Here is a 21,623-nt window from a genome sequence, read left to right as displayed (position 1 = left end):
TGCAAAACCCTCGCCAAGCGGGATGGACGCGGATCGGGATGAGCCGCAAGGCGTCTTTTGCAGTCAATAGCCGTAGCTATTGACAAGAAAGACAACGCAGCGGATCGCCCGAGACCGCGTTCAGACCACGGCAGAGAGTTTTGCAGAGGGTCCCTAGGTCATGCCTTGCTGCATTTGGATGGGGGAAAGGTGCGAACAGCTGCTAACCCGACAGCGGCGTATTAACCTACGCTGATTTGCAACTCAACGAAACTCCGTTGAGTCGAGTTAATTCAAGCCGCGACAGAGGGGCCTGGAGAAAGTGCCACTGAGCGTTGTAAAAAACCATCGCCACATCGCAGATGACCGTGGCTGGGCTTGAATCAGGTCTGGGTTATGGGCTTGGCGCGGCCCAGCACAACGATAGATCGCATCTGTCTCAAGTAAGGAGGGTGGGCACGGCATAGAGAAATGCAGCTGCAGCATTCGTGTGAAGCAGCAATGACATGCCAGCAGCCATTGCCAAGTTCAGCAACTACCGGTGATGCAATTCGTTCTTTGAGAGAGCGCTGTAGTGAAACGGATGCTTGGGCGGACTGAGCGCCGTCGTTATGACTGCATCTTGTCCTCTGCGCGGGAAACTGCTTGGAGATAAATGCGCAGTGTTAGCATTCAGCAGAGACTGGTAGAACGCGTCAAGATATGCTGACGACAGCGCTGTTGAGCCCTGCGCCGGTCATTGTGAGCAGTCCATGTGCAAGACGGTAGACATTGGCCGAGCTGATAAGAGCAGCACGCTAGCTATCGCACAAACACGATCGCCCGATGCGATACATCGGGCGTTATCCGCTGGGTTAAGTTTGCCCGGCAGGGCGGTGAGCCGGGCAAGAGGTGCTGCAGCCAGCGAGTCAGCCTCTACAAAGGCTGCTTTGTGCAGAGAGGGTTTTCAGCTCGTCTGCAATTCCAACCCCGCATGCTCGCGCAGCGGATGGAAGTGGATTTTCGGAAAACGCTCTTGCGCCAGGCGCACGTCATACGGGCTGGTGCACAGATACGCCAGGGTGTTGGCCGCATCATGCGCCAGGCGCAGCGGGTAGGCGTGTTCGAACTCGCGCAGTTCGGCGGGGGTGTCGGCGGTGATCCAGCGGGCGCCGGTGTACTGGCAGCCTTCCAGGCGCACTTCGCAGTCGTACTCGGTCTTCAGGCGGTGCTGCACCACTTCAAACTGCAGCTGGCCCACGGCGCCCAGCAGCATGTTGCCGCCGGCATCGGGCTTGAAGACCTGGATGGCGCCTTCTTCGCCCAGCTGCATCAGGCCTTGCTGCAGCTGCTTGGTGCGCAGCGGGTTCTTCAGCACCACGGTCATGAACATTTCTGGCGCGAAGAACGGCAGGCCGGTGAACTGCAGGTTGGGCCCATCGGTGATGGTGTCGCCCAGCTGCACGCCGCCGTGCGTGGTAAAGCCGATGATGTCGCCGGCATAGGCCTCGTCCACCGCTTCGCGGCGCTGGCTCATGAAGGTCACCACGCTGGTGGGGCGCAGTTCCTTGGCGGTGCGCTGCACCTTCATCTTCATGCCGGGGGTGTACTTGCCCGAAGCCACGCGCACAAAGGCGATGCGGTCTCGGTGGTTGCTGTCCATATTGGCCTGCACCTTGAACACCACGCCCGAGAAGCTGCTGTCTTCTGGATGGATGGTCTTTTCTTCGCGGTTGCGGTTGACCTCGGTGTAGGCGATGCGGGGGCCGGGCGGTGGCGACATGTCCACGACCGCGTCGAGCACTTCCATCACCCCGAAGTTGTTCACACCGGAGCCGAAGAACACGGGGGTCAGCTTGCCGGCCAGAAAGTCGGCATGGTTCCATTCGGCAGAGGCGCCCTGGGCCAGCTCCATCGAATCGAGCGCATCGTCAAAGGCCTGGCCAAAGCGGCTGCGCAGCTTGTCGCTCTCGCTCAGCGGGATGACTTCGAAATCCTTGGGGCCGCGGTCGCTGCCTGGCGCGAACACGGTCATGCTTTGGGTCAGCAGGTTGATGATGCCGCCAAAGCTCTTGCCCTGGCCGACGGGCCAGGTGATGGGGCAGCAGGGCATGCCCAGCTCGCGCTCGACCTCGTCCATGATGTCCAGCGGATCGCGCACTTCGCGGTCCATCTTGTTGACGAAGGTGATGATGGGCGTATCGCGCTGGCGGCAGACCTCGATCAGGCGGCGGGTCTGCGATTCCACACCGTTGGCCGCATCGATCACCATCAGCGCCGAGTCCACGGCCGTCAGCACCCGGTAGGTGTCTTCCGAGAAGTCCTTGTGGCCGGGGGTGTCGAGCAGGTTGATGACATGGTCGCGGTAGCTCATCTGCATCACCGACGAGGCCACCGAAATACCACGCTGCTTTTCAATCTCCATCCAGTCCGAGGTCGCGTGGCGCGAGGCCTTGCGGCCCTTCACGGCGCCCGCGATCTGGATCGCACCGGAGAACAGCAGCAGCTTTTCGGTCAGGGTGGTCTTACCCGCATCCGGGTGGGAGATGATCGCAAAGGTGCGGCGGCGTTGGGTTTCGGGAGCGTAGGACACAGTACGGAAGAGCAAAGAGCGCAGACCCGGGACCGGGCTGCCAAAAAACAAAGCCAGCAGGTGCTGGCTGGGACTGCGGGCATTTTAACGGAAAGCGTTTATCCGGGCATGTGGGGGTGAGGCTTGGGATCCTCTGCAGAACCCTCGCTAACCGATATGGGCGCGGATCGCCCGGGACCACGTTCAGACCACGGCAGGGAGTTTTGCAGCCGGTCCCTAGCGCAGATAGCGCTTCAGGCGCAAGGCAGGCGATTCAATCGAATGCCACAGCACATAGCCCATCAGCATCGACAGCAGCATCGACAGCCCCATGCTGGCATAGAAGTTCATGCCCGGCCACAAGGCAAACACCGCCTGGGCGATGGGGCAGCCCGACAGGTAGACACCATAGGAAGGATCACCCAGGCGGCTGACCGCGCCAGAGAAAGACGAACTGCAGCTGCCCAGAAAGATCAGCAAGGCCGGCAGTACCACCAGGCCCGACGTATGTTGCAAGCCCGTCAGCCAGAAAAACAAGGCCACGGGAATCAGCCCGAAGGTGATGGCGGCGCCATGGGCCAGGAAACGCTCCCGGTGCAGCGCGATCAGCGCGCCGCAGGCAAAGTAGGCCGGGTACTCCCACCAATGCATCATCGTGCCAGTGAAGTCGGTGTTGTAGCGCGCCATGAACAGCAGGATGTAGGCCACCAGCACCAGGCTGGCCAGCCAGCGGTAGCGAAAAACGCCCACCACGCCGGCTACGGCCAACGCGGCATAGCACATGGTCTCGATCGGAATGGTCCACAGCGGCCCGTTCATCAAGTTGTTCAGCGGGTTGCTGGAAAACACCTCGGGCAGGTTCACGTAGGCGCGGTAGAGCAGCAGGTTCTTGAAGTACTCCAAGGTCTGGGCATGGGTCAAAAATGTGCGAGCAGGCAGATCGGTAAACACCACGCCAAACACGTAGATGTTCAGCAGCACCGCCGCAATCATGCCGGGCCACAGGCGCAGCAGGCGCTTGGCGCAGAACTTGAACACCTGCGGCTCACGCAGCCAGCTGGTGGTCACCAGGTAGCCGCTGATCGTGAAAAACGTCATCACCGACACGCCGCCAATCATGCCCACATTCATCCAGGCAGGGCCCTCGCGGCCGCTGATGTAGTAGTGGTGGCAAAAGATCACGCCCAGCGCCGCGCAGATGCGAAGAATGTCAAAAGAGTTGCTGCGATGGGGCATGGACGGGGGCGTAGGCATAAGGGGGTGGGGTCAAGCGCGGCACCACTATACATGGCCTGGGCGGCTGCCGATCACCTCTGGGCGTCGCCATCTTGATGCCATCTTGATATCCCCCTGCGCATTCTCAGCGCCTGCTTGATGCGGCCAAACCTACATTGGCTCCACTGCAGGCGTTTTGCCTGTGCAACACCACGCCGCGCCGGGCCGCATTGGGTGGCCTGGAATCGGCGTATTAGGAGAAAACCATGTGGATCCATGGAGTGGAGGTGCTGGCCGCGCTGGTCAGTGCTGCGCTGTTTGTCTATCTGGGTTACGCGCTGTTGCGGCCCGAAAAATTCTGAAAAAGGGAGAGGGCCATGTACATGCTGCAAGACCTCGTATTCGTCGGCCTCACGCTGGCCTGCTTTGTGGGCCTGCTGGGCTTTGTTCGCGCCTTGGTGCGCATCTGAGCGGGGGCTGACATGGGTTTAGTCTGGATCGAATATGCCGCCTTCGTGGCGGTGCTGGTGCTGCTCACCATCCCTGCGGGGTGGTGGTTGGCACGCTGCTTTACCAGTGCGCACGACAGCCGGCTGGAGCGCTGGACCTACGCCGCCATGGGTGTGGATCCGCAAGAGCGCATGGGCTGGCAGCGCTACGGCGCGGTGCTGGTGCTCAGCAACGGCCTGCTGATGCTGCTGGGCTACCTGCTGCTGCGGCTGCAGGGCAGCCTGCCGCTCAACCCGCTGCAGAACGCCGCGCAGACACCGGACCTGGCGTTCAACACCGCCGCATCCTTCATCACCAACACCAACTGGCAGGCGTATGCGGGCGAGAACAGCCTGAGCAATGCCACGCAGATGGTCGTGATCACCGGGCTGATGTTTGCGGGCTCCGCTGCCGGGCTGGCCGCGGCGGCCGGTTTTGTGCGCGGGCTGGCCCGTGCAGGCAGCCGGGACATCGGCAACTACTGGGTGGATTTTGTGCGCATGCTCTGGCGCGTGCTGCTGCCGCTGTCGCTGCTGCTGGCGCTGGTCTATGTCTGGCAGGGCGTGCCGCAAACCCTGGGCACCGAGGTGCTGGCCCACACCATCGATGGTGGCCGCACCCAGCAGCTGCTGATGGGCCCGGTCGCGAGCCTCGAGAGCATCAAGCACCTGGGCACGAATGGCGGCGGGTTCTTCGGCATGAATGCGGCCCATCCTTTCGAAAACCCCACACCGCTGACCAATATGCTGCACATCCTGGCGATGCTGCTGATCCCTGCCGGCATGACCTATGCGCTGGGCGCGATGCTGCTCAAGCGCCGCCAGGGCTGGGTGTTCTTTGGGGCGAGCCTGATCATCTTCCTGGGCTTTCTGGCCCTGGTCTGGACGGGCGAGCAAAACGGCAGCAGCCTGCTGGCCCGCGCCGGTGCCGACCAGCAGTGGAGCGCCACCCAATCGGGCGGCAATATGGAAGGCAAGGAGCTGCGCTTTGGTATCACCGATACCGCCCTGTTCGTGACGGCCACCACGGCGGCCACCACCGGCTCGGTCAATGCCATGCATGACTCGCTCACGCCGCTGGGCAGCATCACGCCCCTAGCGCTGATGATGCTCAACTGTGTGTTTGGCGGCGATGGTGTGGGCCTTATCAACCTGCTGCAGTACGCCATCCTGACGGTGTTCCTGGCCGGGATGATGATCGGGCGCACGCCGGAGTTCCTGGGCAAGAAGATCGAGGTGCGCGAGATCAAGCTGGTGATGCTGTCGGTGCTGGCCCACCCCGCCTGCATTCTGGGCTGGACGGCGCTGGCCATGCTCTGGCCGGGCGCTGCCGACAGCCTGAACAACCGGGGCCCGCATGGCTTCTCGGAAATTCTCTACGCCTATGCCTCGGCCACCGCCAACAACGGCTCGGCCTTTGCGGGGCTTAATGCCAACACGCCCTTCTTCAACACCACGGTGGGCCTGGCGATGCTGATGGGACGCTACCTGACCCTGCTGCCGCTGCTGGCGGTGGCCGGCAGCATGGCCAGCAAGGCCAGCGTGCCCGCCGGTGCCGGCACCTTCCCCACCGCTACGCCGCTGTTCACCGGATTGCTGGTGTTTGTGGTGCTGGTCGTCGGTGGCCTCACCTTTTTGCCAGCGCTGGCGCTGGGGCCGGTCGTCGAGCACCTGCAGATGCTGGCTGGGCAGCTCTACCCCTGAGCCCCCGCCTTTGACCCGAACTTGCAACTGATGTGAAGCGAACCGGGGCATGGCCAGGCCGTGCCCGCAGGAGAAAAACATGACAAGCCTTGATTCCGATAAACGCCTGCCAGCGCCCGGCGCGCAGCAGGCCGCCGCCCCCGCCGCCGCAGGCTGGGGCCGCACCCTGGGCAGCAGTGCCCGCGCTGCCGTGCTGGTGCTGCTGCTGTGCGGCGTCGCCTACCCGCTGGCCACCACCGGCGTCGCCCAGGCGCTGCTGCCCCACGCCGCCAATGGCTCGCTGGTGCTGCGCGACGGCCAGATTGTGGGCTCGGCCCTGATCGGCCAGCAGTTTGACAGCGCCCGCTACTTCCATGGCCGGCCCAGCGCCACGACGGCGCCCGATCCCAAGCAGGAAGGGGCCAGCATCGCTGCGCCCTACAACGCCGGACTGTCCGGCGCCAGCAACCAGGGCGTCAGCAGCCAGGGGCTGGCCGATAGCGTGGCCGAACGTGTGGCGCAGTACCGCAGCACCAACGGCCTGGCTGCCGATGCGGCCGTGCCGGTCGATGCGGTCACCGCATCGGCTTCGGGCCTGGACCCGCATATCTCGGTCGCCAATGCCCAGTTGCAGCTGCCCCGCGTGGCACGCGAGCGGCATTTGCCCCCCGCCCAGGTGCAGCAGTTGCTGGACCAGGCTACGCAGCAGCGCACCGGCTACCTGCTCGGTGAGCCGCGCGTGAACGTGCTGGCGCTCAACATGGCGCTGGACGCATTGCCAACCCGGAGCCAACCATGAACACGAAAAAACTGACGGCATCGGCTGGCCTCGCAGATCTGGCACTGCTGCAGGCCGCTGCCTGGGATGCGCTGCGCAAACTCTCGCCCCGCCTGCAATGGACCAACCCGGTCATGTTTGTGGTCTACCTGGGCGCCTGGCTCACCAGCCTGCTGTGGCTGCAGAATCTGCTGACGGCACAGGGCAGCAGCGGGTTTACGTTGGCCATTGCCGGTTGGCTGTGGTTCACCGTGCTGTTTGCCAACTTTGCCGAGGCCCTGGCCGAAGGGCGCAGCCGCGCCCAGGCCGCCAGCCTGCGCGGCATGAAGCGCGATACGGTTGCCAAGGTGCTGCAGCAGGCGCAGCATGGCGCCGCCTGGACGGCCCAGCCCGCCAGCAGCCTGACCAAGGGCACGTTCCTGCTGGTGGAAGCCGGCGATGTGATTGCGCTCGACGGCACCGTGGTCGAAGGCGTGGCCTCGGTCGATGAGAGCGCCATCACCGGTGAATCGGCCCCCGTGGTGCGCGAGGCCGGCGGCGATTTCTCGTCGGTGACCGGCGGCACGCGCGTGCTGTCCGACTGGCTGGTGGTCGAGGTCACGGTGAACCCGGGCGAGTCGTTTCTGGACCGCATGATCTCCATGGTCGAATCGGCCAAGCGCCAGAAGACCCCCAACGAGCTGGCGCTGGGCATTCTGCTGGTGGGGCTCACCTTGGTGTTTCTGATGGTCATCGTCACGCTCTGGCCGTTCTCGGTCTTTGCGGTGGCGCAATCGGGCAGCGGTAGTGCAGTCGGCATCGCCGTGCTGGTGGCGCTGCTGGTCTGCCTGATCCCGACCACCATCGGTGGTCTGCTGTCGGCCATTGGCGTGGCCGGCATGGGCCGCATGATGCAGGCCAATGTGATTGCCACCTCGGGCCGCGCGGTCGAGGCCGCGGGCGATGTGGACGTTCTGCTGCTGGACAAGACCGGCACCATCACCCTGGGCAACCGCCAGGCCAGCGAATTCTTGCCAGCGCCTGGCGTGAGCGCTGCGCTGCTGGCCGAGGCCGCGCTGCTGTCGTCGATGGCCGATGACACCCCGGAAGGCCGCAGCGTGGTGGCCCTGGCCCATGAGCGCCATGGACTGAGCGCTACTGCACTCGACTCCGCCCAGGCCCAGCCGGTGCCCTTTACCGCCCAGACCCGCATGAGCGGACTGGACCTGGCCGGCCCCACTGGCCTGCGCAGCCTGCGCAAAGGCGCGGCCGATGCGCTGCGCCGCCATGTCGAGTCGCTGGGCGGGCAGTTTCCGCAGGCCGTGCAGCTGGCGGTGGAGAGCGTCTCGCGCAAGGGCAGCACGCCGCTGGTGGTGGCCGAGGGCGCCCAGGTGCTGGGCGTCATCGAGCTCAAGGACGTTGTCAAACCCGGCATGCGCGAGCGCTTTGCGCAGCTGCGCCGCATGGGCATCCAGACCGTGATGGTGACCGGCGACAACCCCCTGACGGCCGCCGCCATCGCCGCCGAGGCCGGCGTGGACGACTACCTGGCCGAGGCCCGGCCTGAGGACAAGCTGCAGCTGATCCGCAGCCACCAGGCCGCTGGCCGCCTGGTGGCCATGACCGGCGACGGCACCAACGATGCGCCGGCACTGGCCCAGGCCGATGTCGCGGTCGCGATGAACAGTGGCACCCAGGCTGCCAAGGAAGCGGCCAACATGGTCGATCTGGACAGCAACCCCACCAAGCTCATCGAGGTGGTGGAGACCGGCAAGCAGATGCTGATGACGCGCGGCGCGCTCACCACCTTCAGCATTGCCAACGATGTGGCCAAGTACTTTGCGATCATCCCGGCCGCCTTTGTTGCCACCTACCCGCAGCTGGCGTCGCTCAACATCATGGGTTTGCACAGTGCCGATTCGGCCATTCTGAGCGCGGTCATCTTCAATGCGCTGATCATCATCGCGCTGGTGCCGCTGGCCTTGCGCGGCGTGCGCTACCGGGCCGTGGGAGCGGCTGCCTTGCTGCGCCGCAATCTGCTGATCTACGGTCTGGGAGGCTTGCTGGTGCCGTTTGCCGGCATCAAGCTGATCGACATGCTGCTGACCGCCACTGGCCTGGTCTAAGGGCTTGCCCCACAATAGCGCCACCATGCCCCACCCCAGCAATACCCCCAGCGCCGCCGCCGCACGGCCCGACCCGGACGCGCTGGTCGCCCAGCTCAAGGCCGACCAGCAGCAAGCGGCGCGGGGCAAGCTGCGCATCTACTTTGGCTCCAATGCCGGGGTAGGCAAGACCTATGCGATGCTGGCGGCCGCGCAGCGCGAGCGCCAGGCGGGCCGCCAGGTGCTGGTGGGGCTGGTGGAGACCCATGGCCGGGCCGAGACCGTGCAGCAGCTGCACGGCCTGGAGCTGCTGCCCCGCCGCATGCTGGCCCACCAGGGCCGCCAGCGCGAGGCCTTTGACCTGGATGCCGCATTGGCACGCCACCCGCAGGTGCTGCTGCTCGACGAGCTGGCCCACAGCAATGCGCCTGGGTCGCGCCATCCCAAGCGCTGGCAGGATGTGCAGGAGCTGCTCGATGCCGGCATCGACGTCTGGACCACGCTCAATGTGCAGCACCTGGAGAGCCTCAACGATGTGGTCAGCGGCATTGTCGGCATCCAGGTCCATGAGACCGTGCCCGACCATATCTTTGACGACGCCAGCGAGGTCATCGTCGTCGACCTGCCCCCCGAGGAGCTGCTCAAGCGCCTCAAGGCCGGCAAGATCTACCCGCTGGAGCAGGCTGAGCGGGCCTCGCACCATTTCTTCCGCCTGGGCAACCTGCTGGCCCTGCGCGAACTCGCACTGCGCCGCACCGCTGACCGGGTCGATGAGGACATGCGCGACTACCGGCGCGAGCGCGCCATCGGCGATGTCTGGCCGACGCGTGAGCGCCTGCTGGTTGCCGTCAGCGGCCAGGCTGGAGACGACGCGCTGGTGCGCCAGGTGGCACGGCTGGCCCGGCGGCTGGAGGCCGACTGGATGGTGGTGTACGTCGATGCGCCGGCGCGCCAGCACCGCTCAGCGCAGTCACAGCAGGCCGTGCTCAAAACGCTGGCGCTGGCCGGCCGCCTGGGGGCGGATACCGCGACGATTCCGGGTGCGCAGGTCGCTGCGGCCCTGGTCGATTTTGCGCGTGAGCGCAATGCCAGCCACCTGGTGCTGGCCCGCGTGCCGCCGGCGGCGCGGCGCTGGTGGCCCTGGGCCTCATCGCGCCTGCCCGAGCAGATTGCCCGGCTGGACCCGGGCCTGGATGTGCTGCTGCTGTCCGTGCCCCGGCCGCGCAACCGGCCCGAGCCCGCGCCGGTGCGGGAGGCGCCGTGGCCCTGGCGCGGCTACCTGGGGGCGAGCCTGGCCTGCGGCGCAGCCGCGCTGCTGGCGCAGGCACTGCTGCAGGTGTTTGACCCCGCCAATGTGGTGATGCTGTTTTTGCTGGTGGTGGTGCTGTCGGCCTTGCGTTGGGGCCGGGGGCCGGGCGCCTGGGCGGCGCTGTTGTCGGTGCTGCTGTTTGATTTTTGCTTTGTGCCGCCGCGCAACTCCTTCGGCGTCAATGACACGCAGTACATCTTCACCTTCTGCCTGATGCTGGGCGTCGCGCTGGTTTGCGGCCAGCTGATGGCGCGGCTGCGGCATGAGGCCCGGGTGGCGGCAGAGCGCGAGCGCCGCGCCGGCGCGCTGGCGCGCCTGGCCCGTGATCTGTCGGGCGCACTGACGCAGGCGCAGGTCGTGCAGACGGCGCTGACGACGGTATCGGGGGTGTTCGATGCGCGCACGGGCCTGCTGCTGCCCGATGCGCAAGAGCAGTTGCAGGTAGCGCCTGGCAGCGAGGCGGCGATAGACAGCAGCGTGGGCCGCTGGAGCATGGAGCACAGCCAGATGGCCGGCCGGGGCACGGACACCTTGGCGGCGTCGGAGGCGCTCTACGTGCCGCTGATGGCGCCGGTGCGGGCGCGCGGCGTGCTGGTGCTGCAGCTGCGCACGCCCGAGCGCCTCAAGGTGCCCGAGGAACGCCGCCTGCTGGACGCCTGTGCCAGCCAGATCGCGCTGGCGCTGGAGCGTGTGCACTTTGTCGAGGTGGCCCAGCAGACCCAGGTGGCGATGGAGGGCGAGCGCATGCGCAATACCTTGCTGTCGTCGGTATCGCATGACCTGCGCACGCCCCTCACCAGCATCCTGGGTGCCGCCCAGGCCGGGCTGCCGCATGCGCCGCCTGGCCCCGCGCAGGACATGCTGGTGCAGATCCGCAACCAGGCCCAGGCCTTGCAGCAGCTGGTGGACAACCTGCTGGCGATGGCCCGGCTGCAGCAGGATGGCGTGCACCTGCAGCGCGCCTGGATCCCCGTCGATGAGCTGGTCGGCAGCGCGTTGCGCCAGCTGGGTGGGCGCCTGGCCGAGCACCCGGTGCAGCTGCAGCTGCCGGCCGGTTTGCCGCTGCTGTGGATAGATGCCGGGATGATGGAGCGGGTGCTGGTCAACCTGCTGGACAACGCCAGCAAGTACACACCGGCAGGCACCGCTGTGCTCGTGACGGCGCAGGCCGAGCGCGACCAATTGCTCCTGCGGGTGCAGGACCGTGGGCCGGGCCTGCCCGCGCACCTGGCGCCCGATCAGCTGTTTGCGCCTTTCAGCCGGGGCCATGCCGAGTCCAGCATCTCCGGCATCGGCCTGGGGCTGGCGCTGGCCCAGCGCATTGTGCAGGCCCATGGGGGCAGCTTGCATGCCGCTGCGGCCGAGCCCGGGCCGGGGGCCGTGTTCAGCCTGGCGCTGCCGGTGCTGCCTCAGCCTGCGCTCGATTGACCGGAGGGTGCTGCACCGGGCAGGCGGCGCAGCAGATAGATATCCATGATCCAGCCATGCCGGGCGCGCGCTGCGGCGCGCATGGCCACAATGCGCTCGGCCGCTTCGGCCAGCGGGCCATGCGCCAGGCACTGCTGGGCCATGCCCAGGTAGGCACCCCACCAGATGTAGACATCGCGGGCCTGCGCCGCCGGCAGGCTGTTGAAGCTGCACTGGCCGTCGAGCATCACCACCAGCGTGTCCACCCCGGCTGGCCAGCCTTGCTCGCGCAGCTGGCGGCCCGTGGTGACGGTGAAGGGCTGGCCAATGTCATTGACGGCGATCGCATGTGCGGCCGTGAGCGCCTGCATCGAGGTGATGCCGGCGATGACCGTGACTTGCAGCGGCGCGGGCTGCATGCGCGCGGCAATGCGCAAGGTGCTGTCGTACAGCGATGGATCGCCCCAGACCAGCAGCGCCACCTGCAGCACGCCGTTATCCGCACGCGGCACCAAGCCGCTCTCCAGCGCCTGCGCAATCGCAGCTTGCCAGCGCAGGGTGATCGCGGCATGCCATTCATCGACCTGGTTCAGGTAGTCATCGCCCTGGCTGCGGCGCTCGGGCATGTCAAAGCCGGCCGTCTGCGGCGCGGGCTGCTGCAGCACGGCGTCGCACAGCGATTGGCGCAGCGCAGCCAGCTCGGCCTTGTCCTCGCCCTTGTGGGGCAGCAGCAGCAGGTCGGCTGCATTCATCGCCGCGATGGCCTGGCGGGTCAGGTGGTTGGGGTTGCCGGTGCCGATGCCGATCAGGCTCAGCGTGACCGGCGGCAAGCTGCTGCTCATGCCTGGCCTTCGCTGTCCGCTGGCGCCGCTGCGAGCGGCCGGTCGGTGGCAGTATCCACCGCCGCCTGCGGCGCCGGAAAGCGCGGCTCGGTGCCCTGGGGCCGGTAGCGGCGGTCGTAGTCGGTGGCGTAGAGGCGGCTCTCGCCAAAGTCCTCGGCGCTGATGCTGCGGCCCACCAGGATGATGGCGGTGCGCTCCATGCTGGCCGCAACAGCCTGGGCCAGTTGGCCGACAGTGGTGCGCACAACGGTTTCATCGGGCCAGCTGGCGCGCCAGACGATGGCAGCCGGGCAGTCGGCGCCATAGTGCGGCAGCAGCTCGCTTTGCACCTTCTCGGCCACATGGATGGACAGGTGGATCGCCAGCACCGCGCCGGTCGCGGCAAAGGCGGCCAATTGCTCGCCCTCGGGCATCGCCGTGGCGCGGCCCGAGGTGCGCGTCAGCACCACCGACTGGCACAAACCAGGCAGGGTCAGCTCGGCGCCCAGGGTGGCGGCAGCCGCGGCAAACGAGGGCACGCCCGGCGTCACGCTGTAGACAATGCCCAGCGCGCGCAGGCGGCGCAGCTGCTCGCCCATGGCCGACCAGACCGACAGATCGCCCGAGTGCAGGCGCGCCACATCCTGGCCTTGCGCATCGGCGGCGCGGATTTCTTCAATGATCTCGTCCAGACTCATCGACGCGGTGTTGACGATGCGCGCGCCGGGCGGGCAATGGGCCAGCAGCTCGCGCGGGATCAGCGAGCCCGCATAGAGGCAGACGGGGCAGCTGGCCATCAGGTCGCGGCCGCGCACGGTGATCAGGTCGGCAGCGCCGGGGCCGGCGCCGATGAAATGCACGGTCATGCCGTAACTCCTTGGGTTTGTGGATCAGCCGGGCGCAGGCCCGCTGCCAGACAACAATAGGGGGTGGTGCCGCGCTCGCGCAGTGCGGCGGCCAGGGTGGCGCTGCCGTCGCCGGCCACCAGGCGGGCCAGCAGCAAGCGGGGAGCGGGTGCGGCCGCAGACAGGGCCACGGCCTCGGCCACGCTGCCGGTGCCGTAACGCGCCAGCAAACGGGTCGACTGCGTCACCACCGCTTGCGCGGGCAGGGCCTGCTCGGCCACCGCGACTATCGCCACCGCAAACGGCAGCTGCGCGGCCCACTGCTGCAGCGCCGGCCGCTGCTCCTTGCCTTGCAGCACCGCCACCGCGCAAAAATGGGCCAGCGCGGGCTGGTCCTGCCGGGCCTGCAGCCACAGCGCCTGCAGGTCGGCGGCCTGGGCCTGGGCACGCAAGCCCATGCCCAGCACCACGCAGCGGTGCGGCGCTGCTGCCGTCATGCCTGCCAGCTCCACTGCACCAGCGGGCGCGCGGCCTTCCAGCTGCGCATGCGGCCCAGCGCTGCCGCGCTGGACAGCTCCAGCTGCAGCAGCTGGCCGCCCAGCTCGCCATGCAGCTGCACCAAGAGCGCCTGGGTCTCCAAGGTCACGGCATTCACCACCAGGCGGCAGCCTGTGGGCATGTGGGCCCGCAGCGCGGCAAACAGCGCGGTGTCAAAACCGCCGCCAACAAAGATGGCCTGGGGCGCGGGCAGGTCTTGCAAAGCCTCTGGCGCCAGGCCGTGCACCACCTGCATGCGGGCCTGCAGGCCAAAGCGCTCGGCATTGCGGCGGATGTTGTCCACGCGCGCGGCATGCTGCTCAATGCTGATGGCCAGGCCTCCGGCCAGGCACCATTCCACGGCCACCGAGCCCGAGCCGCCGCCAATGTCCCAGAGCCGCTCGTCCGGCCGGGGGGCCAAGGTGGCCAGGGTCAGCGCACGCGCCGGTGCCTTGGTGATCTGGCCATCGTGGGCATACCAGCTGTCGGGCCTGCCGGGCACGGCCGGCAAGGCAGGGCCCCCCTGGGCTATAAAGGCCACGGTCACGGGCGCCTGCGCCGGGTCGGCCTGCAACGCAGTGGCGGCCTCATCGGCGCGCAGCATGCGGCAGCGCTCGCGCGGGCCGCCCACGGCTTCCATCACCCACAAGGGGCTCTGGCCCCAGCCTTCCTCGCGTAGCCAATCGGCCAGTTGCCGCACGGCGTCGCCATCGCGCAGCAGGGTGATCAGCTGTCGGCCAGGCGCCAGGCGGGGCAGCAACTGTGCGATGGGGCTGGCATGCAGGCCCAGGCAGTCGCAGGCTTCCAGCCGCCAGCCCAGGCGGGCGGCAACCAGTGAAAAAGTCGAGGGCTGGGCATGGCAGCGCCATTCCTCAGGGCGCAGGTGCGCGGCCAGGCTGCCGCCCACGCCATGCCAGAAGGGGTCGCCCGAGGCCAGCACCACCACCCGCCGGCCCCGCGCGGCCAGCACCGGGGCCACATCAAAAGGCTGGGGCCAGGGGCGGCCACGCGCATCGATGGCGGCCAGCTGCAGATGGCGGGGGCCGCCAAATACCAGCTCAGCCCGGTCCAATGCCAGCTGAGCCGCTGCGCTGAGGCCTGACAATCCATCCTCGTTCAAACCTATCAACGTCAACCAGGGATCAGTCATGACGCATGTTCTCCTGCTGGGCGGCACCAGCGGCGCCAGCGAGTTGGCCCAGGCCCTGCACCAGGCGGGTGTGCGGGCCTGCTTCTCGTATGCCGGGGTTACCCAGCAACCACTGGCCCAGCCGCTGCCCACACGCAGCGGCGGCTTTGGCGGGGCCCAGGGCCTGGCGGACTTTATCCGCGCCCAGGGCATCAGCCATGTGGTGGATGCCACCCATCCCTTTGCTGCGCAGATGAGCCGCAACGCCTGCGCGGCCTGCGAAGCCACCGGCACGCCCTTGCTGGCGCTGGAGCGCGCGCCCTGGCAGGCGCAGCCCGGCGACCGCTGGACCGATGTGGCCAGCATGGCCGATGCCGCCAGCGCGCTGCCCCAGGCACCCAGCCGGGTGTTTCTGGCCGTGGGGCGCAAACGGCTCGATGCCTTTGCCGCCTGCCCGCAGCACCATTACCTGTTGCGCCTGGTCGATGCACCCCAGGCCGGCAGCTTGCCGCTGCCCCGGCATACGGTGGTGCTGGGCCGGGGACCTTTCAGCATGGCGGACGACCTGGCCTTGCTGCAGCAGCACGGCATCGCCTGGCTGGTGGCCAAGAATGCCGGCGGCTCCGCCACGCAGGGCAAGATCGACGCTGCCCGTGCGCTGGGCCTGCCGGTCGTGATGGTGCAGCGCCCGGCACTGCCGCTGCGGCCGCGCACCGACAGCGTGGCGGCGGTCATGCATTGGCTCCGTCATGGCGCCTTGCCGTCCACATCACCGTAATAGCGCGGTGTGTAGGTGTAGCGCCCCACGCGGCGGGTGAGGCGGTTGCCCACCAGCACGACGGTGCGCATATCGGCCATCTCGGGCTGGGCCTCGGCCAGGCTGCAGACCTGCAGCGATTCCTCGGGCGTGGAGACGGCGCGGGCAAACACCAGCAGCCGCTCGGGCTCGCAATGCGCGCGCAGCAGGGCCAGCAGGCGGTTGAAGCCCTCGGGCCGGCTGTGCGAGCGCGGGTTGTAGAAGGCCATCGCAAAATCGGCCTCGGCCGCCAGTGCCACGCGGCGGGCAATCACCGGCCAGGGCTTGAGGTTGTCCGACAGATTGATGCAGCAAAAATCATGGCCCAGCGGCGCGCCTGCGCGGGCGGCGGCGGCCAGCATCGCGGTAACGCCGGGCAGTACCTGCACATCCAGCGCCAGCCAGCGCTCGGCCTGCGCACCTGGCGCGCGCTCCAAGGCTTCAAACACTGCCGATGCCATCGCGAACACGCCCGGATCACCGGACGAGACCACGACGACCTGGCGGCCCTGGGCTGCCAGTTCCAGCGCCTGCTGGGCGCGTTCCAGCTCCACCCGGTTGTCCGACGCGAGCCATTGCGGCTGGCGGCTGCCCGCCGGCGCGCTCTGCGCCACCAGGGCCTGCGCACGCGCCACATAGGGGAAGTAGCCCACGACCGCGTCGGCCGCCAGCAAGGCCTGCAGCACGGCGGGCGTGATCTGCTCCAGGCCGCCGGGGCCCAGGCCGGCAATCGTCAGCTGGCCGCGGCCTACCATGCGGCCTCCGGGCGGCGGCCCTGGCCATGCACCAGCACGATCGCAAAGTAGGGGCAGACCTCGTCGCCCACGTCTGAGAGGCGCGCCACCTGCTGCTGCTCGGTGGTGCCGTTTTGCACCAGCCAGGCGGCATCGGCCCGGCCTGCGCGGGCCAGTGCGCGGCGGATGCGGGGCAGGTTGCGGCCCACTTTCATCACCACCAGCGCATCGGCCGTGTCCATGCGGCGCACCAGCTCGTCTTCGGACAGGGTGCCCGTCATTACGCTCAGCACATCGTCACCCCAGGTGATGGGCTCGCCGGTGGCATGCCAGCAGCCCACCATGCCGGGGATGCCAGGCACCACCTGCAGGTCCACATCGCCGCGCGCGCGCAGCCGGGTGTAGAGGTGCATGAAGGAGCCGTAGAGAAAGGGGTCGCCCTCGCAGAGCACCACCACCTGCTCCTGCTTGGCCAGCGCGGCCAGGCGCAGGCACCAGTCATCGTAGAACTGCGCCAGCTGCTGCACATAGGCGGGGCTGTCCACCGGGATCTCGGTGGTCACCGGGTACTCCATCGGGTACTCGGCAGCCTGGCTGTTGAGCATGCCCTCGACCAGCTGGCGGGCCTTGCCGGGCCGGCCTTTTTTGCGGAAAAAGGCCACATGGCGGGCGCCGCGCACCAGGCGGTCGGCCTTGATGCTCATCAGCTCGGGGTCGCCCGGGCCCAGGCCCACGCAGATGAGGCCCGGCGCGGCCAGGCTGCTCTTATTCAACATGGCTGGCCATCGCATTGACGGCGGCCACGGTCATCGCCGAGCCGCCCAGGCGGCCGCGCACGATCATCGCGGGCACGGGCAGGTCCTGCATCAGCGCCTGCTTGGATTCGGCCGCGCCGATAAAGCCCACCGGGCAGCCGATGATGGCCGCTGGGCGGGGGCAGCCCGGGTCCTGCAGCATGTTGAGCAGGTGGAAGAGGGCGGTCGGCGCATTGCCAATCGCCACGACGGCGCCGGCCAGGTGTGGGCGCCACAGCTCCAGCGCCGCGGCGCTGCGGGTGTTGTTCATCTTCTGCGCCAGCTCGGCCACACCGGGCTCGTGCAGGGTGCAGATGACCGGATTGCCTGCGGGCAGGCGCGAGCGGGTAATGCCTTCGCTGACCATGCGCACATCGCATAGCACGGGAGCGCCCGCCTCCAGCGCACGCTGGCCGGCGGCCACGACACCGGCGGAGAACTGCACATGCGCGGCCAGCTCGACCATGCCGGCGGCATGGATCATGCGTACCGTTACGCGCTCCTCACCCGGGGTGAAGCGCTGCAGGTCGGCCTCGCGGCGAATGGTGGCGAAAGACTGCCGATAGATCTCGGCGCCATTGGTTTCGTAGGTATGAACCATCAGATTTCTTCAAACATCAGCCCGGGATTGTCGCGCAGACTGCGCGCGCTCCAGCGGGAATCGGGGGCGGCCTGGGCCGTCGCATCGCGGGCGTAGCCAAACACGGGCCCCTCCGGGCCCGTTTGCGCCACCAAGGTCACGGTCGACGGCAGCTGGCGTGCACAGCCCTTGGCGCAGCCCGAGACATGCAGGTGCGCGCCATTGGGCACATGGGGGGCCAGCGCCAGCGCCAGATCCTGCGTGGGCGCCCGCGCCTGGCGGCAGCCGGGCGCGCCACTGCAGGCCGACACGCGCAGGCGGGCATCTTGCGGATCGCGGATCCAGTGCGCGGGGTCGTCCAGGCCTGCCGCTGCCAGCACCGCGCTGCCGGAAGGCGCCAGGCCTTCGACCAGCAGCATGCGCCAGGGGGTCAGCCGCAGGCCGCTGATGCCGCTGCGGGCCAGGCGTGCCAGTGCGCCGGCAGTGACCCGGCCCAGCGGCGCGGCCACCAAGAGGCCCAGGCCGCATTGCCAGCCAGGTGCTGGGCTGCCATCGGCAGGCAGATAAGAGGGGACTTCTCGCAGGCCAGCGGGCAAGGCCAAGGGCGGCCATGCGCCTGGCTGGGCCTGCGCCTGGCGCAGCAGCTGGGGCAGGCGGCCCGGGTGTTCACCCGCTGCACGCCGTGCGCGGGCCTGGGCGGCGCACCAGCGGGCCAGTACCAGCGCGGCTTGCACGGTGAGGGTTGCGCTGTCCGCCTGCCAGGCGACGGGCTGGCCGGGCACCTGCAGCCGCCAGCCCTGGGTGCCATCGCGCACCAGCTGCACATCGGCGGCCACCTCGGCCAGGCCACCATGGCGGCCACTGGCCAGCGAGAAGCCAAACTTGGCGGGCAAGCCATCCAGCGCTGTGTCGGCCACCAGCGCCTGCTGCAGTGCCTTGGCCAGTGTCAGCACGCCGTCATCGGGTGCGCACAGCGGGTCGATGACCAGGTTGCGCAGCTGCTCCTGGCGTGCGTCAGGGTCCAGCAGGCCTTGGGCGGCCAGCGCATCGAGCAGGCTGCTGTGCTGATCGGGGGCCACGCCGCGCAGCTGGATATTGGCGCGGCTGGTGAGCTCCAGCAGGCCGGCGCCATGCGCCTCTGCCAGCTCGGCCAGACGCTGTGCTTGCGCGGCCGACAGCCTGCCCAGCGGCGGCCGCACCCGCACCACCAGCCCATCGCCGGAGGCCATGGGCTGCCAGGCGCCAGGGCACCAGCCTTGGGTCTGTGGAGGGGAAGAAGGTGGGCTTGCAAACATGGGGCAGGCGGCAGTGCAGCGGCAGTGCCAGGGTGCTGAAGTGTAGCGAAGTGCCCGCTTCCTCTCGGTACACAGGCGCAAACCACCCCGGTTTTTTGTCACAATCGGGCGCATGACGCTTGCAGCCCCCCGCATCCTCCTGGTGGACGACGATCCCAATATCCGCCGCTTTGTGCGTCTGGCCATGGAGGACGAAGGCTGGCAGGTCTTTGAAGCCGACAGCGCCCGGCGCGGCCTGATCGAGGCGGCCAGCCGGCAGCCCGATGCGCTGGTGCTGGACCTGGGCCTGCCCGATGCCGATGGCAAGACCTTGATCACCGAGCTGCGCGGCTGGAGTGGGCTGCCGGTGCTGGTGCTCTCGGCCCGCGACCAGGAAGAGGAAAAGGTGGCCGCACTGGACGCTGGCGCCGATGACTACCTGAGCAAGCCCTTTGGCGTGCCCGAGTTGCTGGCGCGGCTGCGCGTGATGCTGCGCCGGGGCCAGCGCAGCGGGGGCGACAAGCCCGGCAGCACGGTGCGTTTTGGCGATGTGGAGGTGGACCTGGCTACGCATGAGGTGCGCCAGGCGGGCGTGGTCGTGCACCTGACCCCTATCGAGTTCCGGCTGCTGGCGGCGCTGATTGCCGGCCAGGGCCGGGTGCTGACGCACCGCCAGCTGCTGCTGCAGGTCTGGGGGCCGGAGTACCTGGACCGGCCGCATTACCTGCGCGTGCACATGGCCAACCTGCGCCAGAAGATCGAGGCCGAGCCGGCCCAGCCCCGGCATCTGCTCACCGAGCTGCAAGTGGGCTACCGCCTGGTGGGGTTACAGGGCTGATGCCCTTATAATCGCACTCCATCCGAGGAGCGTTGCAGCGTTTCCCAGTCTAGCCAGGCGCCAGACCACCACGGGGCGTGAGGCTCGGATTTCATCTCGCAACGACGCTCACCCACGCTTTCTGTGCGGTGAGATGGTCTTTCCCCTTCTTCCGCGGAACGTGGTTTTTCATTCAATTTTTGGAGAAAACCATGAACGCTGCTGTTCGCTTCAATCCCGCTGACTCTGCGATTACCGATATTTCCCTGGCCGCTTGGGGCCGCAAGGAAATCAAGATCGCCGAAACCGAAATGCCTGGCCTGATGGCCGTGCGTGAAGAGTTCGCTGCTGCCCAGCCCTTGAAGGGCGCGCGCATCACCGGCTCGCTGCACATGACCATCCAGACCGCCGTGCTGATCGAGACACTGACGGCCCTGGGCGCCCAAGTGCGCTGGGCCTCGTGCAACATCTTCTCGACCCAGGACCACGCCGCTGCCGCCATCGCCGAAACCGGCGTGCCCGTGTACGCGATCAAGGGCGAGTCGCTGAAGGACTACTGGGATTACACCCACGCGATCTTTGAATTCGGCGCCAAGGGCACCGAAGGCGAAGGCCCGAACATGATCCTGGACGACGGTGGCGATGCCACCATGCTGATGCACCTGGGCAAGAAGGCCGAGAAGGACATCTCCGTGCTGGCCAACCCCGGCAGCGAAGAAGAGAAGATCGTGTTTGCTGCGATCAAGGCCAAGCTGGCCGTCGATCCGACCTGGTACAGCCGCAAGTCGGCCCAGATTCTGGGCGTGACCGAAGAGACCACCACCGGCGTGCACCGCCTGAACGAAATGTCGGCCAACGGCTCGCTGCTGTTCCGCGCGATCAACGTCAACGACTCGGTGACCAAGTCCAAGTTCGACAACCTCTACGGCTGCCGCGAATCGCTGGTGGACGGCATCAAGCGCGCAACCGATGTGATGATCGCCGGCAAGGTGGCCGTGGTCGCTGGCTACGGTGACGTGGGCAAGGGCTGCGCCCAGGCGCTGACCGCCCTGCGCGCCCAGGTCTGGGTGACCGAGATCGACCCGATCAACGCCCTGCAGGCCGCGATGGAAGGCTACAAGGTCGTGACCATGGAGTACGCTGCTGACAAGTGCGACATCTTCGTGACCACCACCGGCAACAAGGACATCATCCGCCACGAGCACATGGTCGCGATGAAGGACGAGGCCATCGTCTGCAACATCGGTCACTTCGACAACGAAATCGATGTCGCATCGATCGAGAAGTACGAGTGGGAAGAGATCAAGCCGCAAGTCGACCACATCACCTTCCCCGATGGCAAGAAGATCATCCTGCTGGCCAAGGGCCGCCTGGTGAACCTGGGTTGCGCCACCGGCCACCCCAGCTTTGTGATGTCCAACTCCTTTGCCAACCAGACCCTGGCGCAGATCGAGCTGTTCACCCGCCCCGACGCCTACGAAGTGGGTAAGGTCTATGTGCTGCCCAAGGTGCTGGACGAGAAGGTCGCACGCCTGCACCTGAAGAAGGTCGGCGCCCAGCTGACCGAGCTGACCCAGGCGCAAGCGGACTACATTGGCGTGAAGAAGGAAGGCCCTTACAAGCCCGAAACCTACCGCTACTAAGCCAGGAGCCGCTAATACGGCCCCTGATACGTCGTTGCTTCGCCTTGTCGTACGCTTGTACTGCCTGCGGCTTTGCGCCTCGTCTCATGGGCCGTCTTGGCGCCTCTGGGGCAGCGCTAGGTGACACTCTTCGGTGCCGCCTGGCGCTGCAGCCCTCTA

At 67.4% G+C, this 21,623-nt stretch carries 18 protein-coding genes and 1 riboswitch; of the genes, 8 read left to right on the top strand and 10 right to left on the bottom strand.

What is annotated here, in order from left to right; translation table 11 throughout:
* Nucleotides 1-925: 925 nt before the first annotated feature.
* On the bottom strand, nt 926-2,551 hold the full coding sequence (locus tag ACHWUQ_RS12575) for a peptide chain release factor 3 (RefSeq protein WP_230780523.1): 1,626 nt from the start codon (nt 2,549-2,551) through the stop codon (nt 926-928).
* 216 nt (nt 2,552-2,767) lie between these two features.
* Entirely contained in the window at nt 2,768-3,766 is a 999-nt protein-coding gene (locus tag ACHWUQ_RS12570) for an acyltransferase family protein (RefSeq protein ID WP_394681337.1), read from the bottom strand.
* Between the two features lie 245 nt (nt 3,767-4,011).
* Here ACHWUQ_RS12570 and kdpF point away from each other — a divergent pair, with 245 nt between their 5' ends.
* The 5 genes from kdpF to ACHWUQ_RS12545 all read left to right on the top strand — a co-directional run bounded on the left by kdpF (nt 4,012) and on the right by ACHWUQ_RS12545 (nt 11,515).
* Nucleotides 4,012-4,107 (top strand): K(+)-transporting ATPase subunit F, encoded by a 96-nt coding sequence (gene kdpF, locus ACHWUQ_RS12565; protein WP_027010947.1) that lies wholly within the window; start codon nt 4,012-4,014, stop codon nt 4,105-4,107.
* Nucleotides 4,108-4,227: 120 nt separating this feature from the next.
* Complete coding sequence (gene kdpA, locus ACHWUQ_RS12560; protein WP_394681336.1) at nt 4,228-5,937, top strand: potassium-transporting ATPase subunit KdpA; 1,710 nt, start codon at nt 4,228-4,230, stop codon at nt 5,935-5,937.
* Nucleotides 5,938-6,016: 79 nt separating this feature from the next.
* Entirely contained in the window at nt 6,017-6,715 is a 699-nt protein-coding gene (kdpC, locus tag ACHWUQ_RS12555; protein WP_394681335.1) for a potassium-transporting ATPase subunit KdpC, read from the top strand.
* Entirely contained in the window at nt 6,712-8,799 is a 2,088-nt protein-coding gene (kdpB, locus tag ACHWUQ_RS12550) for a potassium-transporting ATPase subunit KdpB (protein WP_394681334.1), read from the top strand. Before kdpC ends, kdpB begins: the two co-directional genes overlap by 4 nt.
* A 25-nt stretch (nt 8,800-8,824) precedes the next feature.
* The gene (locus ACHWUQ_RS12545; protein ID WP_394681333.1) at nt 8,825-11,515 is read left to right on the top strand and encodes a DUF4118 domain-containing protein; all 2,691 of its coding nucleotides are present in this window, start codon (nt 8,825-8,827) and stop codon (nt 11,513-11,515) included.
* On the opposite strand, the gene cobF is transcribed toward ACHWUQ_RS12545, so the two are convergent.
* Genes cobF through cbiE form a run of 4 tightly spaced genes read right to left on the bottom strand, consistent with a single transcriptional unit; the run spans nt 11,497 to nt 14,847 of the window.
* Nucleotides 11,497-12,336 carry a precorrin-6A synthase (deacetylating) gene (gene cobF, locus ACHWUQ_RS12540; RefSeq protein WP_394681332.1) on the bottom strand — a complete coding sequence of 280 codons (840 nt, stop codon included), beginning with the start codon at nt 12,334-12,336 and terminating at the stop codon, nt 11,497-11,499. The genes ACHWUQ_RS12545 and cobF overlap by 19 nt on opposite strands.
* Nucleotides 12,333-13,181 (bottom strand): precorrin-4 C(11)-methyltransferase, encoded by an 849-nt coding sequence (gene cobM, locus ACHWUQ_RS12535; protein ID WP_394681331.1) that lies wholly within the window; start codon nt 13,179-13,181, stop codon nt 12,333-12,335. Before cobM ends, cobF begins: the two co-directional genes overlap by 4 nt.
* A complete protein-coding gene (locus ACHWUQ_RS12530; RefSeq protein ID WP_394681330.1) occupies nt 13,178-13,657 on the bottom strand; it encodes a cobalamin biosynthesis protein in 480 nt (159 codons plus the stop codon). The genes cobM and ACHWUQ_RS12530 overlap by 4 nt, the downstream gene beginning before the upstream one ends.
* Nucleotides 13,654-14,847, bottom strand: coding sequence for a precorrin-6y C5,15-methyltransferase (decarboxylating) subunit CbiE (gene cbiE / locus ACHWUQ_RS12525; protein ID WP_394681329.1), 1,194 nt, complete (start codon nt 14,845-14,847; stop codon nt 13,654-13,656). Before cbiE ends, ACHWUQ_RS12530 begins: the two co-directional genes overlap by 4 nt.
* Here cbiE and ACHWUQ_RS12520 point away from each other — a divergent pair.
* Nucleotides 14,846-15,604 (top strand): cobalt-precorrin-6A reductase, encoded by a 759-nt coding sequence (locus ACHWUQ_RS12520; RefSeq protein WP_394681328.1) that lies wholly within the window; start codon nt 14,846-14,848, stop codon nt 15,602-15,604. The genes cbiE and ACHWUQ_RS12520 overlap by 2 nt on opposite strands.
* On the opposite strand, the gene cobJ is transcribed toward ACHWUQ_RS12520, so the two are convergent.
* Genes cobJ through cobG form a run of 4 tightly spaced genes read right to left on the bottom strand, consistent with a single transcriptional unit; the run spans nt 15,574 to nt 19,025 of the window.
* On the bottom strand, nt 15,574-16,377 hold the full coding sequence (cobJ, locus tag ACHWUQ_RS12515) for a precorrin-3B C(17)-methyltransferase (protein ID WP_312463510.1): 804 nt from the start codon (nt 16,375-16,377) through the stop codon (nt 15,574-15,576). The two genes, ACHWUQ_RS12520 and cobJ, sit on opposite strands and share 31 nt — an antisense overlap.
* Nucleotides 16,371-17,132, bottom strand: coding sequence for a precorrin-2 C(20)-methyltransferase (gene cobI, locus ACHWUQ_RS12510; protein WP_394681327.1), 762 nt, complete (start codon nt 17,130-17,132; stop codon nt 16,371-16,373). The genes cobJ and cobI overlap by 7 nt, the downstream gene beginning before the upstream one ends.
* Nucleotides 17,122-17,751 (bottom strand): precorrin-8X methylmutase, encoded by a 630-nt coding sequence (locus ACHWUQ_RS12505; protein ID WP_239809498.1) that lies wholly within the window; start codon nt 17,749-17,751, stop codon nt 17,122-17,124. The genes cobI and ACHWUQ_RS12505 overlap by 11 nt, the downstream gene beginning before the upstream one ends.
* Nucleotides 17,751-19,025, bottom strand: coding sequence for a precorrin-3B synthase (cobG, locus tag ACHWUQ_RS12500; RefSeq protein WP_394681326.1), 1,275 nt, complete (start codon nt 19,023-19,025; stop codon nt 17,751-17,753). Before cobG ends, ACHWUQ_RS12505 begins: the two co-directional genes overlap by 1 nt.
* A gap of 112 nt (nt 19,026-19,137) precedes the next feature.
* Here cobG and ACHWUQ_RS12495 point away from each other — a divergent pair, with 112 nt between their 5' ends.
* On the top strand, nt 19,138-19,842 hold the full coding sequence (locus ACHWUQ_RS12495; RefSeq protein ID WP_394681325.1) for a response regulator: 705 nt from the start codon (nt 19,138-19,140) through the stop codon (nt 19,840-19,842).
* Between the two features lie 18 nt (nt 19,843-19,860).
* A riboswitch (S-adenosyl-L-homocysteine riboswitch) is annotated at nt 19,861-19,959 on the top strand.
* A 74-nt stretch (nt 19,960-20,033) separates the two neighbouring features.
* Complete coding sequence (ahcY, locus tag ACHWUQ_RS12490; RefSeq protein WP_116927713.1) at nt 20,034-21,464, top strand: adenosylhomocysteinase; 1,431 nt, start codon at nt 20,034-20,036, stop codon at nt 21,462-21,464.
* Nucleotides 21,465-21,623: the final 159 nt, after the last annotated feature.

It is taken from the genome of uncultured Comamonas sp., from assembly GCF_964277875.1.
Taxonomy (GTDB): Bacteria; Pseudomonadota; Gammaproteobacteria; order Burkholderiales; family Burkholderiaceae_C; genus Comamonas; species Comamonas sediminis.
Note: the sequence above shows the minus strand (reverse complement) of the source record. Positions and strands in the feature narration are given on the sequence as shown.

What these genes read in the sequence shown, in the direction of transcription:
- kdpB (WP_394681334.1), top strand. Translation starts at nt 6,712, where the DNA reads ATGAACACGAAAAAACTGACGGCATCGGCTGGCCTCGCAGATCTGGCA.
- ACHWUQ_RS12495 (WP_394681325.1), top strand. Translation starts at nt 19,138, where the DNA reads ATGACGCTTGCAGCCCCCCGCATCCTCCTGGTGGACGACGATCCCAAT.
- cobM (WP_394681331.1), bottom strand. Translation starts at nt 13,181, where the DNA reads ATGACCGTGCATTTCATCGGCGCCGGCCCCGGCGCTGCCGACCTGATC.
- cobJ (WP_312463510.1), bottom strand. Translation starts at nt 16,377, where the DNA reads ATGGTAGGCCGCGGCCAGCTGACGATTGCCGGCCTGGGCCCCGGCGGC.
- ACHWUQ_RS12545 (WP_394681333.1), top strand. Translation starts at nt 8,825, where the DNA reads ATGCCCCACCCCAGCAATACCCCCAGCGCCGCCGCCGCACGGCCCGAC.
- ACHWUQ_RS12570 (WP_394681337.1), bottom strand. Translation starts at nt 3,766, where the DNA reads ATGCCCCATCGCAGCAACTCTTTTGACATTCTTCGCATCTGCGCGGCG.
- ACHWUQ_RS12520 (WP_394681328.1), top strand. Translation starts at nt 14,846, where the DNA reads ATGACGCATGTTCTCCTGCTGGGCGGCACCAGCGGCGCCAGCGAGTTG.
- kdpA (WP_394681336.1), top strand. Translation starts at nt 4,228, where the DNA reads ATGGGTTTAGTCTGGATCGAATATGCCGCCTTCGTGGCGGTGCTGGTG.
- kdpC (WP_394681335.1), top strand. Translation starts at nt 6,017, where the DNA reads ATGACAAGCCTTGATTCCGATAAACGCCTGCCAGCGCCCGGCGCGCAG.
- cbiE (WP_394681329.1), bottom strand. Translation starts at nt 14,847, where the DNA reads ATGACTGATCCCTGGTTGACGTTGATAGGTTTGAACGAGGATGGATTG.
- cobI (WP_394681327.1), bottom strand. Translation starts at nt 17,132, where the DNA reads ATGTTGAATAAGAGCAGCCTGGCCGCGCCGGGCCTCATCTGCGTGGGC.
- ahcY (WP_116927713.1), top strand. Translation starts at nt 20,034, where the DNA reads ATGAACGCTGCTGTTCGCTTCAATCCCGCTGACTCTGCGATTACCGAT.
- ACHWUQ_RS12530 (WP_394681330.1), bottom strand. Translation starts at nt 13,657, where the DNA reads ATGACGGCAGCAGCGCCGCACCGCTGCGTGGTGCTGGGCATGGGCTTG.
- cobF (WP_394681332.1), bottom strand. Translation starts at nt 12,336, where the DNA reads ATGAGCAGCAGCTTGCCGCCGGTCACGCTGAGCCTGATCGGCATCGGC.
- cobG (WP_394681326.1), bottom strand. Translation starts at nt 19,025, where the DNA reads ATGTTTGCAAGCCCACCTTCTTCCCCTCCACAGACCCAAGGCTGGTGC.
- ACHWUQ_RS12505 (WP_239809498.1), bottom strand. Translation starts at nt 17,751, where the DNA reads ATGGTTCATACCTACGAAACCAATGGCGCCGAGATCTATCGGCAGTCT.
- kdpF (WP_027010947.1), top strand. Translation starts at nt 4,012, where the DNA reads ATGTGGATCCATGGAGTGGAGGTGCTGGCCGCGCTGGTCAGTGCTGCG.